6 protein-coding genes are annotated in these 20,477 nt (G+C 71.1%); all 6 read right to left on the bottom strand.

Annotated elements, in window-relative coordinates; genetic code table 11:
* Nucleotides 1-59 precede the first annotated feature (59 nt).
* Nucleotides 60-1,052: an ATP-binding cassette domain-containing protein gene (locus ACWDMM_RS27895; protein WP_195079982.1), complete on the bottom strand. Its 993-nt coding sequence runs from the start codon at nt 1,050-1,052 to the stop codon at nt 60-62.
* Nucleotides 1,049-14,683, bottom strand: coding sequence for a non-ribosomal peptide synthase/polyketide synthase (locus ACWDMM_RS27890; protein WP_449940250.1), 13,635 nt, complete (start codon nt 14,681-14,683; stop codon nt 1,049-1,051). Before ACWDMM_RS27890 ends, ACWDMM_RS27895 begins: the two co-directional genes overlap by 4 nt.
* Before the next feature lie 376 nt (nt 14,684-15,059).
* The gene (gene lnt, locus ACWDMM_RS27885) at nt 15,060-16,730 is read right to left on the bottom strand and encodes an apolipoprotein N-acyltransferase (RefSeq protein ID WP_357208884.1); all 1,671 of its coding nucleotides are present in this window, start codon (nt 16,728-16,730) and stop codon (nt 15,060-15,062) included.
* 1,215 nt (nt 16,731-17,945) lie between these two features.
* Nucleotides 17,946-19,544, bottom strand: coding sequence for an amidohydrolase (locus ACWDMM_RS27880; protein WP_195079984.1), 1,599 nt, complete (start codon nt 19,542-19,544; stop codon nt 17,946-17,948).
* A gap of 40 nt (nt 19,545-19,584) precedes the next feature.
* Complete coding sequence (locus tag ACWDMM_RS27875; RefSeq protein WP_195079985.1) at nt 19,585-19,839, bottom strand: ribbon-helix-helix protein, CopG family; 255 nt, start codon at nt 19,837-19,839, stop codon at nt 19,585-19,587.
* A 56-nt stretch (nt 19,840-19,895) separates the two neighbouring features.
* On the bottom strand, nt 19,896-20,378 hold the full coding sequence (locus ACWDMM_RS27870; RefSeq protein ID WP_357105889.1) for an FxsA family protein: 483 nt from the start codon (nt 20,376-20,378) through the stop codon (nt 19,896-19,898).
* Nucleotides 20,379-20,477 lie beyond the last annotated feature (99 nt).

Genomic DNA, 20,477 nt, shown 5'->3' with positions numbered 1-20,477 from the left:
CGCGGCCTTTTCCGGCTTCGGCTCCGCCTTCGGGGCGGCCTCCCCGGCGATTGCCGTGCTCACGACATGATCTCCTCTTGTACGTCGTCGGTCTCCGGTTCCGTGACGTGCGCGCCGCCCGGCTTGCCGGTGAGGGAAAGGAATACATCGTCGAGGCTCGGCCGGTGCACGTTCGCGTCGACCACGCAGACGCCCGCGTCATCGAGCCTGCGCAGCGCCTCCACCATCGTGCGCGAACCGTCGCCGACCACCACCGACACCTCGTCGGTGCCCGCCTCGTGGACGGGCTCGCCGACGCCCACCTGTGCCAGCACGGCCAGCGCCGGCGCGGCGGCTTGTCCGGCGGCGAGGGTGACGGTGAGCCGGTCGCCGCCGATCGAGGTCTTCAGTTCGTCGGCCGAGCCGCGCGCGATGACCCGCCCGTGATCGATGACGGTGATGCGGTCGGCCAGCAGGTCGGCCTCTTCCAGATACTGCGTGGTGAGCAGGACGGTGGTTCCGTCGTCGACGAGGTCGCCGATCACCCGCCACATGTCCAGCCTGCCGCGCGGGTCCAAGCCGGTGGTCGGCTCGTCCAGCACGACCACGGCGGGCCGGGCGACCAGCGCCCCCGCGAGATCCAGCCGCCGGGCCATGCCGCCGGAGTAGGTTCCCGCTCTGCGATGCGCGGCGTGGTCGAGCCCGAGGGCGCCGAGCAGTTCGGTGGCGCGCGCGGTCGCCTGGCGCTGGGACATCCCGTACAACCGGGCCACCATGCGCAGGTTCTCGTACCCGGACAGGTTCGCGTCGACGGCAGCGTACTGGCCGGACAGGCCGATCCGTTTGCGCGCCGCCGCGGGATCGCGCAGCACGTCGACGCCCGCCACCCGCACCGACCCGGCGGACGGCTTCAGCAGCGTGGTGACGATCCGCACGGTCGTCGTCTTGCCCGCGCCGTTCGGGCCGAGCAGCCCCATCACGGTGCCGGCGGGAATCCGTAGATCGACATCGTCCAGCACGCGGACCCGGCCGTAGCTCTTGACCAGGCCGGTCACTTCCACCGCGAAGCTCACCTGTGCGTCTCCTTCGTCTCCAGCCACCTCCGCAGCACCGGCCCGATCACCGCCAGCGCCTCCGGGGTGGTCATCGCGGAGTGCGCGCAGCGCAACTCGTGGTCGTGAACGGCGCCGGTGACGTACGGCTCCCACGCGTCGGCGCTGCGGTCGGGATCGGCCCGGTTGACCGGATCGTCGCCCGCGCTGAAGAACAGCAGGTCACCGTCGAACGGGCGGGGCCGGAAGGTGTGCGCGAGCACGGTGCCGTTCTCGTAGCCCGCGTAGAGGCGCTCCAGATGCTCGACGGTCAGCGCCGCGAACGGTCCGGACCGGGCGCGCAGCAGTTCGGCCGCCTCCCGCAGGCTCATGCCGGGATCGATCTGCGCGGCGAGTTCGGCGCTGCCGAACTCGCCGACGATCTCCGCGACGCTCGGTGTCGCCTGGTCGAGCAGGTCGTCCGACAGCCGGTAGCTGTCCATCATCGACAGCAGGGCGACCTCATCGCCCGCCTCTTGCAGCTGCACCGCCATCTCCTGCGCGATGAGTCCGCCGAGCGACCAGCCGAGCAAGTGGTAGGGACCTTCCGGCTGAATCTCCTTGATCTCGGCCACATAGCGGCTCGCGGCCTCGTCGATCGACGTGTAGCTTTCCTGCCCCGCCACGTGCGGCGCCTGCAACCCGTACACCGGACGATCCGCCGGAAGGTGCGCAAGCAACCCGGAGTAGCACCACGCCAGACCGATCGCCGGATGCACGCAGAACAGCGGCGCCCGGCCGGCAGCGGCGCCCGGCCGGATCGGCAGCACCGGCGCCAGCATCGCGGCCACCGCCGCGCCCGAGGTCGCGCCCGAGCCGTCCAGGCGCGCCGCGATGGCAGCGGGCGTCGCGGCGCCGAACATCAACTGCACCGGCAGGTCGATGCCTTTCTCCCGTACGTGCGCGACGACCTTCGTGGCCAGCAGCGAGTTTCCGCCGAGTTCGAAGAAGCCGTCGTCCACGCCGACCGACTCCACGCCGAGCACCTCGGCGAAGGCCGCGCACAGCGCCTCCTCCGTCGGGGTGGACGGAGCCCGATAACCCTCGCCCGCGGTGAACACCGGTTCCGGCAGCTTCGCCCGGTCCAGCTTGCCCACCGGGCTCAGCGGGACCTCGTCGAGCAGCATGATCGATTGCGGCACCATGTAATTCGGCACCAGCCCGGCCACGTGCCCGGTCAGCTCGGCCGCGGTGAGCGACACTCCGTCCCGCGCCTTCACATACGACACCAACGCCGTCGCGCCGGCCGGGGTGCGATGCCCGATGGTGAGGGAGAACGCCACCCCGCCGTGGCGGGCGAGCGCGGCGTCGATCTCACCGAGTTCGATACGGAAACCGCGGATCTTGACCTGATGGTCGGTGCGGCCGACGTATTGGATTTCCGGCGCGGCGTCCACCGGCGAACCCTGCTCGCGCGAACCGGACCACCAGCGCACCAGATCGCCGGTGCGGTACATCCGCTCCCCCGGTTTGCCGAACGGGTTGGCGACGAACCGCTGAGCGGTCAGGCCGGGACGGTTCAGGTAACCGCGGGCCAGCGCGTCACCGGACAGGTGCAGTTCGCCGGTCACCCCCAGCGGAGCCGGATGCAGCCGCGCGTCGAGGATCGCCGCGTTGACGCCGCGGATTGGTCCGCCGATGGTGATCGGCTCGCCGGGCGACATCGGCTGCGAGATCACCGTGACGATGGTGGTCTCGGTCGGACCGTAGACGTTGTACAGATTGCGGCCGGGCGCCCACCGGGTCACCAGGTCAGGCGGCAACGCCTCACCGCCGACCAGCACGTGCTGCAGCTCGGGCAGGCCCTTGGGGTCGACCGTGCCGAGCGCGGAGGTGGTGATGAACGCGTGGGTGATTCCCTCCGCGGCGAAGACCTGCCGCAGTTCGTCGCCGCCGACCACGCCGCTCGGCGTGATCACCAGAGTCGCCGCGCCGCCGAGGGACAGCAGCAGATCGAGCATCGCGGCGTCGAAGCTCGGCGTGGCGAAATGCAGCACCCGGCAGCCGGGCTGGACGTCGAACCGGTGGGCGGTCTCGGCGGCGAAGTTCGACAATCCGCCGTGGGTGACCATCACGCCCTTCGGCGTGCCGGTGGAGCCGGAGGTGTAGATCACGTACGCGGGGTTGTCGATCCGCAGCGGAGCGAGACGCTCCGCGTCGGCGATCGGCACGTCCGGCGCGTCGAGCACCAGACCGCGGAACTCCGGGTCGTCCAGCACGATCCACTCCGTGTCCTCGGGCAGCTCGCCGCGGTAGTCCGCCAGCGTGATGCCCAGTGCCGCACCGGAATCCGACAGCATGTGCGCGATGCGCTGCCGCGGGTACAGCGGGTCGACCGGCACGAACGCCGCTCCGGCCTTGGCCACCGCGAGTACCGTCGCCACCGACTCGATCGATCGCGGGATGCCGAGCGCCACCAGCGTTTCCGGGCCGACGCCACGGGCGATGAGCACGCGCGCCAGCCGGTTGGTCCAGCGATCGAGGGCATCGTAGGTGACCTCGGTGCCGTCGGCGACCAGGGCGACGCCGGCCCGGTCGACGCTCGCCGCCTGCTCGAACACTTCCGGGAAGGTGATCGGCCGATCCGGTTTGCCTCCGCGCACCGGAGCCAGCCCCGACCATTCGGCGGGATCGAGCAGTTCCAGATCGCCCACCGCGGTGGTGGGGTTCGCGGCGATCGCGGCGAGCAAGCGGGTCAGGCGCTTGCCGAGCCGCTGCGCGGTCGGCTCGTCGAACAGGTCCATCGCGTAGTTCACCGCCACCGTGATGCCGGCCGGATGCCGTTGCGGCGTCTGCGTTTCGGTCAGGGTGAACTGGAGATCGAACTTGGCGATCCCGGCGTCGATGTCGGCCGCCTCGATGTGCAGGCCGGGCAGGTCCAGGCCGCCGACCGGTTCGTTGCGGACCGAGAGCATCACCTGGAACATCGGATGGTGCGACTGCGACCTGGCCGGGTTGAGCACCTCCACCAGGCGTTCGAACGGCAGGTCGGCGTTGGCGAAGGCGTCCAGGTCGGTTTCGCGCACCGCGTGCAGCAGGTCGGTGAACCTGGCGCCGGGGTCGATCCGCGTGCGCAGCACGAGCGTGTTGACGAACATGCCGACCAGACGGTCCAGCGCGGGATGGCCGCGGCCCGCGATCGGGGTGCCGACGGTGATGTCGTCGGTGGCGGTCATCCGGTGCAGCAGCACCGCCAGCGCGGCGTGCAGGACCATGAACAGGCTGACGTTGTTGCTGCCCGCGATCATCTGCAGCTCGCGGTGGGTGACCGGGTCCACCGCGCATTCCACGGTGCCGCCCCGGTAGGACGGAGCCGGCGGACGCGGCCGGTCGGCGGGCACGGTCAGCAACTCGGGGATGCCGTCGAGGGTGTGCCGCCAGTACTCCAGCTGCCTGCTCACCGCCGAGTCCGGATCGTCCTCGCTGCCGAGCACCTCCTGCTGCCACAGGGTGTAGTCGGCGTATTGGACCTCGAGCTCCGCCCACTGCGCCGGGCCGCCGCCGCAGGCCGCGCGATAGGCGACGGCGACGTCCGCGGCCATCGGCTCGAGCGACCAGCCGTCCATCGCGATGTGATGCACCACGACGACGAGCACATGCTCCGGGGTCTGCGCGTCCGGCACCGAGATCAGCGCCGCGCGGATCGGCACGGTGGTGGCCAGATCGAACCCCGGTGCGGCGAAACGTCGTACGGCGGACTCGACCTCGTGCGGGCGCGCCGTCATCCGCGACAGCGAGACGGCCGCCTCGGCCGGGTCGAGCACGACCTGCGCCGGCGCGCCGTCGGTCTCGGGGAACACCGTGCGCAGGGTCTCGTGCCTGGCCTGTACCGCGTGCAGGGCGGAGACGAGCGCTTCGACGTCGAGGCGGCCGGACATGCGCAGCACGAGCGGGACGTTGTAGGCGCCCGCCGACTGTCCGTCGCGGGATCCGGCGTTGAACCGGTTGAGGAACCACAGCCGCCGCTGGGCGGCCGACAGCGGGATCCGCTCCGGACGCTGCCTGCGCACCAGCGCGGGGCGGTCGGCGTCGGAGGCCGCGCCCGCCTCCAGCAGCTCGGCCAGCTCGGCGACGGTCGGCGTGGCGAACACGGTGCGCACGGCGAGGCGCACGTTCGTCGCCGCGGCCAGCCGCGCGACGAGCTGGGTTGCCAGCAGCGAGTTGCCGCCGATGTCGAAGAAACTGTCGTCGGCGCGGACGCCGTCGGCCCCGATCAGCTCACCGATCACCGACGCCACCAAGCGCTCCGCGTCGGTCCGCGGCGCACGGCCGCCCTGCTCGGCGTGCAGCCGCGGTTCGGGCAGCGCGGCGACGTCCAGTTTGCCGACCGGGGTCAGCGGGATGGTGTCCAGCACGGTGATGCCGGAGGGCACCATGTGCGCGGGCAGCCTGCGGGCGACGAAGGCGCGCACCGCATCGGTGTCCACTCCGGCCGTCCGGTCGGCGGGCTGCACGAACGCGACGATCCGGTCGGCGCCCGCGATGCGGCGCACCTCGGTGTGCGCGAAGCGCACCGACGGATGTTCGCCGAGCACGCCGGTGATCTCGCCGAGCTCGACCCGGAAACCGCGCAGCTTCACCTGGTGGTCGGTGCGCCCGAGGTAGACCAGCTCGCCGGATGCGTTCCAGCGCACCACGTCACCGGTCCGGTACATCCTGGCGCCGGCCGGGCCACACGGATCGGCCACGAAGCGGGTCGCGGTGAGCCCGAACCGGTCGAAGTACCCGCGCGCCAAGCCGTGGCCGGCGAGATACAGCTCGCCGGGAACGCCGACCGGCACCGGGCGCAACCGCTCGTCGAGCACCAACGCCCTGGCCCCGCGCACCAGGCTGCCGATGGTGATCGGCGCACCGGCGCGCATCGGACCGGAGATCGTGATGACCACCGTGGTCTCGGTGGGCCCGTACACGTCGCACAGCACCCGTCCCGGCGCCCAGCGCGCCACCAGATCCGGCGCGACCGCCTCGCCGCCGACCATGAGCGCGCGCATGTGCGGCAGCGGCCAGCGTTTGTGGTCGATCGTGGCCAGCGCGGCCGGGGTCATGAAGCCGTGCGAGACCCGCTCGCGTTCCAGCAGCGCGGCCAGCTCGTCGCCGCCGTAGATGTCGGTCGGGCAGATCACCATCGCCGCGCCCGCGCCCAGCGCGATGAGCAGATCCAGGATCGCCGCGTCGAAACTCGGCGTCGCGAAATGCAATGTGCGGGAATGCTCGTCGACGCCGATGCGGTCGCGGACCTCGTCAGCCAGATTGGACAGGCCGCTGTGGGTCACCGCGACGCCCTTGGGCGTTCCGGTCGATCCGGAGGTGTAGACCAGGTAGGCCAGGTCCGCCACCTGGATGGCGCGCGTGCGCTCGCGGTCGTGGATCGGCGCGTCGTCGTGGCCGTCGAGTTCGGCGGCGAATTCGGGCCGGTCCAGCAGCAGCCACTCGATGTCACGGTCGGCCGGAGCGCCCGTGCGCAGCTGCTCGATGTGCGCGGTGACCGTGACGCCGGTCGCGCAACCGGAGTCGGCGAGCATGTGGCGGATGCGCTCGGCCGGGTACTTCGGGTCGACCGGGACGAACGTCGCGCCGGATTTCGCGGCCGCCAGCAGCGCCACCACCGAATCGATCGAGCGGGTGAGCCCGAGCGCCACCCGGGTTCCCGGGCCGAGTCCGCGCGCGATGAGCGCGCGGGCCAAGCGGTTGGAACGCCGGTCGAGTTCGGCGTAGGTCAGTGCGGTCGTCCCCGCGCACAGCGCCGTGTTGTGCGGGAACCGTCGGCTGGTGGCGGTGAAGTACGCGGCCAGCGTGCGCGGCTCGGCCGCATGCCGCCCGCGCGCCGGGGCGAGTGTGCGGCGCTCGTGGTCGGTACGCACGTCGATGTCGCGGATGAGCACGCGCGGGTCCGCGGTGACGGCGGAGAGCACGCGCAGGAACCGGTCCGCCAGCGTCTCGATGGTCGTAGCGTCGAAAAGCTCTGCCGCGTAGACGAATTCGTAGACGCTGTCCGCGCCGGCGTCAGGTCCCGGGGCAGCGGTGTCGTCGGCGACCCGCAACTCCAGATCGAACTTCGCCAGCGCGATGTCCAACGGCTCCGCGCGCAACGCGAGGCCGGGCAGCTCCAGGGCGGGCACCGGGCCGTCCTGCAGGCTCAGCGCCACCTGGAACAGCGGATGACGGCCGGTGGAGCGGGCCTCGGCGCCCAGTTCGTCCACGATGCGCTCGAACGGGATGTCGGCGTGCGCCAGCGCGGCCAGCTCGGTGTCCCGGTCGGCGCGCAGCAGGTCGGTGAAGCCGCGGTCCGGGTCGACGTCGGAGCGCAGCACCAGCGTGTTCACGAACATGCCAACCAGTTCGTCGAGCTTGGTGTCGGTACGCCCGGCCACCGGGGTGCCGATCACGATGTCGCGTCCGCCGGTGACGCAGCGCAACAGCACCGCGAACGCCGAACGCAGCACCATGAACTTGCTGACGCCGCGCTCGCGGGCCAGCGCGTCGAGCCCGCGGCGCACCTGCTCCGGCACGGTGAAACGCACCGTCCCGGCCTGCTGTGTCGGTTCGTCGGGCCGCGGCCGGTCGTAGGGCAGCGGCAACTGGTCGGGGATGTCGGCCAGCGCGGTGCGCCAGTACTCCAGTTGGGTCGCCGCCGCGCTGTCGGGATCGTTCTCCGAGCCGAGGCAGGCACGCTGCCAGAGCCCGAAATCGGCGTACTGCACCGGAAGCGGCGTCCAGGACGGCGCCGCGCCCTCGTGCCTCGCCGCATACGCGGCGGCCAAGTCCCTGGTCAGCGGACCGAGCGACCAGCCGTCGGCGGCGATGTGGTGCAGCACGACCCCGAGCAGGTAGCGCTCGGGCGCGGTGCGTAGCAGCGACAGCCGCAGGGGCGGTTGCCTGGTCAGATCGAAACCGCTGTGCGCCAACGCGTCCAGCGCGGCCTTCGCGCCGGAGTCGTCGATGTCGGTGACCGCCACCTCCGGCACCGCCCGCTCGACCGGAAGCACCACCTGCTGTGCGCCTTCGGCGTCCTCCGGGAAGACGGTGCGCAGCACTTCGTGCCGCCGCACCACGTCGGTGATCGCCTCGCGCAGCGCCGGGACGTCCAGATCGCCTGCCACCCGGATCACGAAAGCGATGTTGTATGCGCTCGATTCGGGCGCGAATCGGTTGATGAACCACAAACGCTGCTGCGGCAGCGACAATGGAATACGTCCCGGACGCGGCGTCCGCACCGCCAGCGCAGGCCGCTGCGTCCGGGGCGTTCGATCCAGTTGTTCGGCGACCGCGGCGACCGTCGGCGCCTCGAAGATCGATCGCACCGGCAGCTCCACCCCGAACTCCGCGTGCAGCGCGGCGGCGAGGCGGGTGGCCAGCAGCGAGTTGCCGCCGAGATCGAAGAAGCTGTCCTCGGCTCCGGTCACCGGGCGGCCGAGCACCCCGCCGAACACACCCGCCACGCCGAGTTCCAGCGGGGTGCTCGGCGGGCGCGATGTCCCCGCGGCTGCGAATGCCGGCTCCGGCAACGCTTTTCGATCCAGCTTGCCCGCGGGCGTCACCGGCAGCTCGTCGAGCACCGCCACCGATGCGGGCACCATGTAGCCGGGCAGCCGCTGGCGCGCGGTCTCCAGCACGGCCCGCGCCTCGACCGGACGGTCCGCCGTCACGTACGACGCCAGCCGCACCTGGCCCTGTTCGTCGGTGTGCACCACGGTGAGGGCGAAGCGGACGCCGGGATGCGAGCGCAGCACGTTGTCGATCTCGCGCAGTTCGATCCGGAAGCCGCGGATCTTGATCTGATCGTCCGCGCGCCCGAGGAACCGCAGCTGTCCGGTCCGCTCCATGACGACCAAGTCGCCGGTGCGGTACATCCGCTCGCCGCGCCTGCCGTGCGGGTTGGGCACGAACCGCGCCGCGGTCAGACCGAACCGGCCGTGGTAGCCGCGGGCGACGCCGGGACCGGAGACATACAACTCGCCCGGCGTGCCCGGCGGCACCGGATGCAGGCGGTTGTCCAGCACGAACAGCCGCATGCCGCGCACCGGCGAGCCGAGCGGCACCGGACCGCCCGGCCGCATCGGCCCGCTGGCGGTCGCCGCGACGGTGGCCTCGGACGGGCCGTACATATTGTGCATGCGGTGCCCGGCGGTCCAGGTCTCGACGAGTTCCTCCGAGCAGGCGTCGCCGCCGACGATGACCGTCTCCAGCTCGTCGAGCCCCTCGTTCGGTACGGTCGCCAGCGCCGCCGGTGTCACGAAGGCGTGGGTGACCCGCTCCTCGCGCAGCAGCGCCGCCAGCTCGGCCCCGCCGTACATGCCCGGCGGAGCGATCACCATCGTGGCGCCAGCGGCGAAGCCGAGCAGCAGCTCGAGCACCGACGCGTCGAAGCTGGGCGAGGAGAAGTGCAGCGTGCGCGCCGCGTCCGAGATACCGAACAGGTAGTTCTGCTCACTGGCCAGGGAGGCGATGCCGGCATGGGTCACCACGACCGCCTTCGGCGTGCCGGTGGACCCGGAGGTGTAGATGAGGTACGCCGGGTGGCTCACCCGCATCGGGTGGTGCCGCTCGTCGTCGGTGATCGGGTCCGTCGACCGGCCTGCCAGTTCCGCGGTGAGTTCGCCCGAGCCGATGACCAGCCAGTCGACCTGGGTCTTGCGGTGCTTGCCCCGCGTCGCGGGCACAGCGGGCATGGCGGCGAGGGATTCGGGATCGGTGAGGCCGAGTATCGCGCCGGAGTCCCCGATCATGTGCGCGATCCGCTCCGCCGGGTAGTTCGGATCGATCGGCACGTAGGCCGCGCCGGTCTTGGCGACCGACCACACCGCGGTGATCGCGTCCAGCCCGCGCGGCAGCGCGATCGCGACGACCGTCTCGGGACCGGCGCCGTGCTCGATGAGGACGCGCGCCAGCGCGTTCGATCGCTCGTCGAGTTCACGGTAGGTGGTGGCGGCGCCGAGGTAGCGGACCGCAACCGCGTCCGGCAGCCTGCGCGCGGTGCCGGACAGCAAGCCGGCCAGGGTGGTCGACGGCTCGGCGGGCGCGCCCGCGATGGGCACCAGTTTCTCGGTCTCCCTGCGGTCCAGGATCGGCAGGTCGCCGACCGGCAGTTCGGGCGCGGCCACGCCGCCCGCGAGCACCGCGACGAACCTGCGGGCGAACGATTGCACCGTGGTCTGATCGAAAACATCTGTGGTGTAGCCGAATTCGGCCGACAGCGGTCCGTCGCCCGAGTCGTCGTGGACGACCAACTGCAGGTCGAACTTGGCGACGTCGGACGCGATCGGCAGCACCGCGGCGCGGACGCCGGGAAGCTCGATCCGCAGATCCGGCGCGTGGTCGTAGGACAGCATCACCTGGAACAGCGGGTGCCGCGACGGAGAACGCTCCGGGTTGACCACCTCGACCAGCCGCTCGAAGGGAACGTCGGCGTTGGCGAAGGCGTTGAGGTCGGTCTCGCGCACCACGTCGAGCATCCGGTCGAACCCGGCCGCCGGGTCGACCGCGGTGCGCAGGACGAGGGTGTTGACGAACATGCCGACCAGATCGTCGAGCGCCGGATCGGAGCGGCCCGCGATCGGGGTGCCGATGGCGATGTCACCGCTGGCGCACAACCGCGACAGCAGGGTCGCCAGCGCCGCGTGCAACACCATGAACATGCTCACGCCGCGGCTGGCCGCGAGCTCGATGGCCGAGCGGCGGATCTCGGCCGGAATGGTGAACTCGACCCGGCCGCCGACGGTCGACCTGCGCAGCGGGCGCGGACGGTCCAGCGGCAGATCGAGTTGCTCGGGAAGCCCGGCCAGCGCCGCGCGCCAGTGGGTGAGCTGACGGCTGAGCGCGCTGGACGGATCGGACTCGTCGCCGAGCAATTCGCGCTGCCAGAGGGCGAAGTCGGCGTACTGAACGGGCAGTTGCGTCCACTGCGGCTCCACGCCGTTCGCGCGCGCGGCCACCGCCGTCATCAGGTCCTTGGCCAGCGGCGTGATGGACCAGCCGTCACCGCAGATGTGATGCAGCACGACGAGGAAGACGTGCCGCTGCGGGCCGGTGCGGTAGAGCGCCACCCGGATCGGGGCCTGGCTGCGCAGATCGAAGCCGTACCCGGCGTATTCGGCCGCCAGGTCCGCCACGTCGGCGGCGGAGACATCGATCGGGTCGAGCGTCAGCGGGATCGCGTCGGCCGGATGGATCAGCTGGTAGGGACCCTCCGGCGACTCCGGGAAGGTGGTGCGCAGGCTTTCGTGCCGTTCGATGACGTCCACCAGGCCCGCCCGCAACGCGGCCACGTCCAGTGGGCCCTCCACCTCCACCGCGAGCGGCATGTTGTACGCGGCGGCGTGTTCGGAGAACCGGTTCAGGATCCACAGCCGCTGCTGCGCCTGCGACAACGGGATGTGCTCCGGTCGTTCGGCCGGCGTCAGCCGCGGCGAGGAGACATCGGTTGGCTGCGTGGCGAACCGGCGGGTGAGCGCCTCGATGGTCGCGGACTCGAACAGGTCCCTGATGGTCAGCGCGGTGCCGAGCGCGGCGTTGATCCTGGACACCGCCCGTGCGGCGATGAGCGAGTTACCGCCGAGATCGAAGAAGTTGTCCTCGATGCCGACCTCGGTGTCGAGCACCTCGGCGAAGATGCCCGCGAGCACTCGTTCGACTTCGGTGCGGGGTTCGGCGATCGGCCGGATCTGTCGCGCGCCGGGGGTGGGCGCGGGCAGCGCCTTGCGGTCGATCTTGCCGTTGGCGCTCAGCGGCAGCTCGTCGAGTTCCATCAGCGCGGAGGGCACCATGTACCCGGGCAGCGTGCGGCGCAGTCCGGTCAGCAGCGCGGCCGTGTCCAGCGGGGCATCGTCGTCGTCCTGCTTCGCCGCGACCACGTAGGCGACCAGTTCGTCGCCGGTGCGTCCGGTGTGCGCGACGCACACCGCGCGGGCCACCCTGGAGTCCTCGAGCAAGGCGGCCTCGATCTCGCCGAGCTCGATGCGCAAGCCACGGATCTTGACCTGGAAATCGCTGCGGCCGAGGTACTCCAGCACGCCGGGCTCGGCGCCGGAGCGGCCGATCTGCCAGCGTGCCAGGTCGCCGGTGCGGTACATCCGCGCGCCGGCAGCGAAGGGGTCGGCGACGAACCGGTCCGCGGTCAGCCGCGGCTGTCTCAGGTAGCCGCGGGCCAGCTGGACCCCGGCGAGGTAGAGTTCGCCGACCACGCCGGGCGGGACGGGTTGCAACCGGTCGTCCAGCACGTAGGTTCGGGTGTTCCACACCGGCGAGCCGATCGGCACGGCGGTGGCGTCGGGCGGGCATGCCCAGTAGGTGACGTCGACGGCCGCTTCGGTCGGGCCGTACAGGTTGTGCAGTTCGGCGGCGGGCAGGGCCGCGTAGAACTCCCGCACCGCGGCGGCGGGCAGCGCCTCGCCGCTGCAGAAGACCCGGTGCAGGCCCGCGCAGCCGCTCAGATCGGCCTCGGCGACGAAGACCGATAGCATCGACGGCACGAAATGCGCCGTGGTGACGTGCTTCTCGGCGATGATCCGGGCGAGGTACCCCGGGTCGCGGTGCCCGTCGGGGGCGGCGATCACCAAGCGCGCACCGACCTGTAGGGGCCAGAAGAACTCCCACACCGAGACGTCGAAGGTGGCCGGGGTCTTCTGCAGCACCGCGTCGTCGCGGCCGAGCGGATACTCGTGCTGCATCCAGCGCAGCCGGTTGACGATGGCGGCATGGCTGACGCCGACACCCTTGGGCTTTCCGGTCGATCCGGAGGTGAAGATGACGTAGGCGAGGTGGTCAGGGCGCAGTCCGGCCGTGCGGTCGGCGTCGGTGATCGGCGCGTCGTCGAATTCGGCTACCGAGGCGGTGTCGACGTCCAGCCTGGTGACCGACGTGGGCAGTTCCACGTCGTCGCGGCTCGCCGTGAGCACGCACAACGGCTCGGCCTGACGCACGATCTGCGCGATCCGCTCGGCCGGGTGCTCGGTGTCCAGCGGCAGGTACGCCGCGCCCGCCTGCACGATCGCGTACATGCCGACCACCAGGTCGAGGCTGCGGCGCAGGCACAGGCCGACCGTCGTATCGGGTCCGGCGCCGCGCGCGATCAACAGCCTGGCCAGGCGGTTGGCGCGGGCGTCGAGCTCGGCGTAGGTCAGCGACTCCTCGCCGAACTCGAGCGCGATCGCGTCCGGATCGGACGCGGCGCGTTCGGCGAAGAGGCCCGCCAGGGTCCCCTCCTGCCGGGGCGCCGCGGTGGCGTTCCACCCGTGCAGCACCTGTTCGCGCTCGGCATGGGTGATCGCGCCGAGCGACTCGGCGGGCGCCGTGGGGTCGGCGGCCAGGAAGCGGCCGAGGAAGTCCAGATAGCGCGCGTGGTGCACGCTCACTTCGGCCTCGCCGTAGAGGCGGGGATTGGCCTCGAAGTCGACGTGCAGGCGGCCGCCTGCGCCGTTGTAGACGTTGACCGAGAGGTCCTCGACGGGGCCGGTGGCCAGCACGTGCATCGACCCGACCAGGCTGCCGAAACGCAGCTCGTCGTGGAACAGCATCAGGTTGACCATCGGGCCGAAGAAGCCGCGCGCGTCGCGCGAGTAGCCGCTGTCGCGCCGGATGTCGTCGTGCCGGTAGCGCTGATGCCGCAAGGCGCCGGTGATCTGCAGCTCGGCCGCCTTCACCAGGTCGCCGATCGTGGTCGCCGCATCGATCCGCAGCCGGATCGGCACGACGTTGGAGATCACGCCCGCCGAGCGGCGCAGCGACACCGTGGTGCGCGCCGAGACCGGCAGGCTCAGCACCACGTCGGCGTTGCCCGTCACCGAACGCACGTAGGCAGCCATCGCCGCGACGAACATCGCCGCGTCGGTGGTGTTCCACGCGCTGGTCGCCGCCTCGATCGCGGCGTGGCGCTCGTCGTCGAGCACCGCGGTGGCCAGCCTGCGGCCCGCGTCGTGGGTGGCCGCGCCGAGCCGGGCGCCGCCGAGGCTCACCGGCTCCCCCACGCCCGACAGCTGCCCGAGCCAGTACTCGCGGTCGCTCTGGAAACGGCTGGAATCGTGGTAGCGCGCCTCGTCGGCGTAGATCTCCGCCAGCGGCGTCGCCCGCGAGGCGACCGGCTCGGTCCGGTTCTCCAGCGCGGTGTAGATCTCCGCGGTACGGGTGAGCGCGTTCATCGCACCGTAGCCGTCGATGACGATGTGGTGGGCGAACGAATACCAGATGTAGTGGGAGTCCCCGATCCGCAGCACCGCGTTGGAGGTCAGCGGGTCGCCTTCCAGATCGATCGGCGCACTGGTGTGCTCGTGCATCCAGCGCAGCGCCGCGGCGTACGGGTCTGGCTCGCCGCGCAGATCGATGCGCTCCCACCCGGGCCGGTGCTCCGGGTCCACGATCTGATACGGAGTGCCATCTATTTCCACGAGGCGGACTTGACCCACCTGGGTCTCGGCGCCGAAACGCTCGATCGCGTACAGCAGCCTCCCCTCGTCCAGGTCACCGCGTATCTCGACGTACTGGGAGATCGTGAGCGGTACGTCGGGGCGAATTCGCTGCGCGTACCAGAGAGCTGTCTGCGCGGGTGACAGAGCAAACGGTTGGGCCGAGAATTCGCCGGATGAACATTGGTCGACGCGATCCGTGGCCAATGAACTCATCAATCACTCCGTTCTGCCGCTGTTGACGCAACTCCCCGAGCACCGTCCCAGCAAGCGCACGCGCGCCAGCCGCAGGACGTGATCCACGCCCTATGATTCGGAGCGTCGCATCAGCCGGATTGCCGACGTTTTGGATTTGTTTCACATCCAACGTCCTTGGCAGAAGGCCACTTTGGTTGGTTACATTTCCGCAAACATTGCGACTCAACTAGGTCGAACCGAAGCAAAACGGGTCCTGACCAGACTGTTCGATGATACTCCGCCGATCGCGTCCATTGCCTGGCGAACAGCGCGCAACTTGATTACGCACCTTCGCTTTCGGGGCGGTAGGGGCAAGAACATACCGCGTGTTCGGTAAAAGCTCGTCCGGCTGGATCTATCGGTCGCCGACGACTTCACCGTCGGGGCGCGCGGATCGGCGCATGCGGACCCCGGCCAGTGCGGCGGCAGCCGTCAGGATAACGAAAATCCGCTCCGGTGCAGGGCCGATTCGTGTTGCGAGTGTGGCGTCGCTGCGCAACGGCAGCTCCGCGACCAGAGCGGCGGGCACGAACAACGCCGATTCCTGCCGCACGCTGCCGTCGGCGGCGATGATGGCGCTGACCCCCGACGTGGCCGCGACGACCAGCGCTCTGCCGTGCTCGACGGCGCGAACGCGGGACATGGCCAGCTGCTGATATGTCATCTCGGTGTCGCCGAAGGTCGCGTTGTTCGTCGGCACCGTCAGCAGTTGAGCGCCCGCGCGCATAGCGTCCTCGAACGATCGGTCGAAGGCCACCTCATAGCACGTCGCGACGCCGATGTCGATACCTGCCGCGTGCACAACTCCGTCACCATTTCCCGGCACGAAATATCCCGCGCGATCGGCGTATTCGGAGAAGAGCCGGAAGAAACTCCGCATCGGGAGATACTCACCGAAGGGCTGGATGATCTTCTTGTCGTGCCGTTCGCCCGGACCCGCCGCGCCGTTCCACACCATCACCGAATTCGTCGTGGTGTGATCCGCGTTGATCAGTACGGCACCGACCAGGATGGGTGCGCCGATCCGCTCGGAGGCCGCGGTGATCAGGGCGGCGGCGTCGGCGTTGCGCAGCGGATCGATGTCGGAGGAGTTCTCCGGCCAGATCACCATATCCGGATGCGGCGCGCGGCCCGCCGCCACCTCGTCGGCCAGTTCTTCGGTGCGCCGGACGTGGTTGTCCAGCACGGCTCGCCGCTGCTCGTTGAAGTCCAACCCGAGGCGAGGAACGCTGCCCTGGATCGCCGCGACCGTGACCGTCCGGTCGCCCGTGTCCGGGTCGGGCAGTGCGGATCGGAGCAGCAAGCCGCCGAGCGGCATGACCAGGACGGTGAAAGCCACAGCGGCGTATCCCAGTCGGGTTGCCGGGGCGGGCCGGCCCACGACGGCCGGCCCGGGCGCGCCGGAGCCGGGGACGGCGGTTTCGCGCCCGTCGGCCGCCGCGCACGCCGACCACAGCAAGGTCACCGCCGCGGCGATGCCGGTTCCGGTGAGCGCGACCGCGAACCCGACCAGCGGGGCGCCGCCGACCGCGGCCAGCGACAGGAACCAGCCGTCGGCCTGGCCGAATGCCAAACGGCCCCAGGGAAAACCACCGAAGGGGAAGCTCGATCTGCCCCACTCGGCCGCGGTCCAGGCCAGTGCCACCCACAGCGGCCAACCCGGCAGCACGCCGACGAGCCGGGCGAGCACACCGAATACGCCCAGGTAGACCGCGCAGGCGGTGGACAGCGCCAGCCACGGCAGCGGCCCGACGTAGATGCCGGTCCACGGCAGCAACGGGACGAAAAACGCCAGCCCCGTCAGCAATCCGTATCCGAAGCCAGCGCGCAGGCGGCCGTCACCGCGAACGACGAGGGTCAGCACCGCCACGCCCAAAGGCGCGAGGAACCACCACGGCCGGGGCGGGAAGCTGCCGAACAGCAACAGGCCCGAGGCCACCGCCGCCACCGATCGCGTCGCCACCGGATAACGGCGTACCACCGCGGACACCTGCCGCACCGACCCGAGCACCTGCTCCCGCACCATCACTCGGCCACTGTCCGCCATCGCACCGGCCACCGCCGGTCTGCCGTCGGCCACCCGACCGCCGATCGGCCCGCCACCGGAGCGCACCGCATCACGAACCACGGCCCAGTCGCAGCCGTGATATTTGTCACATGGAATACGAAGTCCGCCATACTCCGACTACGCACCCGAAACTCGGCGCACCAGCCGACCCGCGCCGACCCTGCGGCGAATCCGCCGCACACGATCGAACGGACGGTGGCGCGGCATGTGCCACCGCGGACCGCCGCACACGAATCGACCGATGTCCACTTGTTCATCGCCGGACGCCACCGGATCGTTAGCCACCGGTCGCCGGATATAGATTTTCCGGTCGCGCCGCGTCGAACGAACCGATCTCTTCCAGCCGTTTCACGCACACCAGCGATCTGCGAACCCGCCGGCCGAACAATCCGCCGCCGACCGGGCCACTGCCGCCGATTCTCGTCGGGCCAGAGATTGCCCGGAAATAGTCCGGCAAACGGAAAAGATCGAAACCTGGCACGCAGTGCCACTGCACACCACCATCGACGGACAGAAAACACTCGATACCGGATGTCTTTCGCCCGGTGTCGGAATGCGAGAAATTCCGACAAATACCCCGCAACCGGCACGCTGCCTATATCGTGTCGAGTCCGGCCATCGGGCGCGCACCCCCCAGCCGTTCTCGATCCACGTCCGAATCGCTCTCGGCGCCGATCACAGACCAGAAACCCGGTTACCGTCCTTCGCTCCGCGGGGACCGCGCCGCGGAACCAGCCGTTGCCGACTGCCGTCCAGAGATGCCCTGTGCCGGGAGCCGATCGATAGTCGATCGTCGACGAGCGATCATCCGACTGCCGTGGGACCCATCTGCGATCGACGTCGCGACACGGACACCCGGCCACAGCAGCCGACGACGGGGACTTCCAGCTGTCCCGGTGCCGCCCATGCGCGAGCGGCCGCCGAGCCGCCGCGAGCCCGGAGGCTACCGATGAACAGCCGGGCGAGGCCTGCCCGGACGAGCGGCGCAGCAGGGGCCGAGCGGAGGACGGCGCATCATCCGAACGTGGTGGCGAAGCTACGCCCGAGGCCCGCCCCGCATCCGCCCGCTCTGTGGACGCACGGCCGGGGCCATGCTGCTCACCAGCCGCATGACGCCACCGAATGCCGGGAACGGGACGGGCGGGAACCGTCGCGGGCTCCATCGACGCCCGCTCATTTCGCATAGATCGTCACTCCCCGGTGCACGGTGCGCAGGCAGGTGGGCAGTGGTGCGCCCGCTGCCAGCGCGGGCAATCCCGGGACGCGCGACCGGGGGTCGGTCGACCAGCGCTGCACCGAGTCGGCGGCCGCGGCGACGACGAGCTCGCCCGCATCCCAGACCGCGTAGGAAGCCGGCGCTCCCGGCACCAGGGTGCCCGCCACACCGTCGCGGACTCCGCCCGCCCGCCAGGCGCCGCGCGTGGCCGCGGCGAACGCGGCTCGCGGAGACAGGCCATGGCCGGGTGTGCGGTGCTCGGCGGCGGCACGCACCGCCGCCCACGGGTCCAGCGCGGTGACCGGCGCGTCGGAACCGATCGCCAGAGCCACGCCCGCGGAGGCCATGGCGGCGAACGGGTTCAGCGCCGCGGCGCGCTCGGCGCCGAGCCGAGCCGCGTACATGCCGGCGGGGCCGCCCCACGCGGCGTCGAAGCCCGGCTGCACGCTGGCGATCACACCCCAGCGAGCCAACCGGGCGATGTGCTCGCCGTCGAGGAGTTCGGCGTGTTCGACGCGATGCCCGAGCGCGGCCACGGCGGGGCCGCCGAGTTCGGCGACCACCCGTTCGATCCCGGCCACCACGGCGTCCATCGCGGCGTCGCCGATCACGTGGAATCCGGCCTGGATACCCGCGACCGTGCAGGCGCGGACGTGGTCCGCGATCGCGTCGGCATCCAGATAGCTTCGGCCGCAACCGGATCCGTCCATGTAGGGCGCGCGCAGCCAGGCGGTGCGCGATCCGAAGGAGCCGTCGACGAACAGGTCGCCGCCGAGTGCGTGCACGCCGAGGTCGTCGATCAGGGCACGGGCCTGCTCGGCGCTGCGCACCGCCTCACCCCAATAGGCCCGCACCTGGACGCCGTGCTCGAATTCGAGCAGTTCGCGGACGTCGGCGCGGCCCGCGATCTCGGGGCCCGCGCATTCGTGGACCGCGACGACACCGTGCGCGGCGGCGTGGTCCAGCGCCGCGGCGCGCGCTCGATCCCGTTGCGCCCGGGACAGTCCCGCCATCGCGGCCGCGCGCACCACGTGGTGGGCGGCGGCGCGCACGGGCTCGCCGCGGGTGAAGCCGTCGGTCGCCGCCAGCTCGGGCAGCGTGTCCAGCAGCGCCGAGGACGCCACCGCGGAGTGGGCGTCCACGCGCGAGAGGTAGACGTGCCTGCCCGCCCCCGCCGCCGCGTCGATCTCATCGACGGTGGGCGGCCGTCGCTCCGGCCAGGCGGTCTCGTCCCAGCCGTCGCCCAGTACCGCGCCGTCGGGGTGTGCCGCGGCGAACTCGCGCAGCAGCCGCAGGCAGTGCTCCAGCGACCGGGCGGCCGACAGGTCGAGCCCGGTCAGCTTCAAGCCCAGCGCGGTGACGTGCACGTGCGGATCGACGAACGCAGGCGCGACGAAGGCGCCGTCGAGATCGACGATCTCGGCGTCCGGATGCAGCGCGCGGCCTGGTTGCTCGGCGCCCAGCCAGACCACGGTCCCGTCGCTCACCGCCATCGCCGTGGCGTCGGGTGAACTGGCACTGTAGAAACGACCGCCGATCAGCAACTGGGTACTCACGAGGCACCAGTCTGCCCCATGCCTGATCCGGCGGTTCCGGTCAGCCGTTCAGTACGGGATGGTGAGCCGAGTCCTCCGGCTGCGCCAGCACGGCCATCACCTCCGCGTACTCCGGCGGCGCACCACCGGTTGCCCCGGCCGGGGCGGGCAGGCAGCCCGCCTCGACGGCGATCAGCTCCAGCCGCAGCGCCGCGGCCGTGAATCCGGAAATCGACTGTCCCGCAGCGGCCGCCGCTCGTTTCACCGCGGCGGCCAGCTCCTCGCTCACCGTCACGGTGAGTTGCTCGGTGGCCATCGCGTCACGATAGTCCTTCACGGCCTTGCGCGGAACCGGGTACGCCGGGGTTCGGTTCAGGACGAGGTGAGCGGGCGGCGCGCGTTGCCCTGGCCGTCGTCGTACCACTGCCCCACGACGACACCGCCCACCACGTCGCCGCCGTCGACGACCACACCGCGGTAGGGCGCGGCCGCCACCAGCCTGCGGAAGCGCCGCGCGGCGAAAGCCGCGAGCACGGGACGCGCCAGCAACCGCGTGGGCGGCAGCAGCAGGAGCAGACCGAACAGCGAGGTGACCAGGCCGGGCACGAACATCAGCACACCGCCCGCCGCGACCATGGCGCCGTCCGCGACGGCGGTGCCCGGCGCGACCTCACCGCGCGCGGCCCGGCGGAACTGCTCGAACACCCGCCGCCCCTGCGCGCCGACCAGCAGCATGCCCGCGCCCGATCCGGCGATCAGCAGCAGTACGGCGGGCAGCGCGCCGATCAGCTGGCCGACCGCGACCAGCGCGGTGACTTCCACGACGAGGTAGAGCACGAACAACAAGGCGGGCATGGGCGATCCCTAAGTTTGTAGGTGTCTGGGGTTGGTGCCCTGGATGCCCAGAGCGGTGGGGTGTAGCTGATGGGTGTTTGTCTCTTGCGAGGCTGGAAA

Source organism: Nocardia sp. NPDC003726 (genome assembly GCF_053586955.1).
This window is presented reverse-complemented; position numbering and strand designations above follow the sequence as displayed.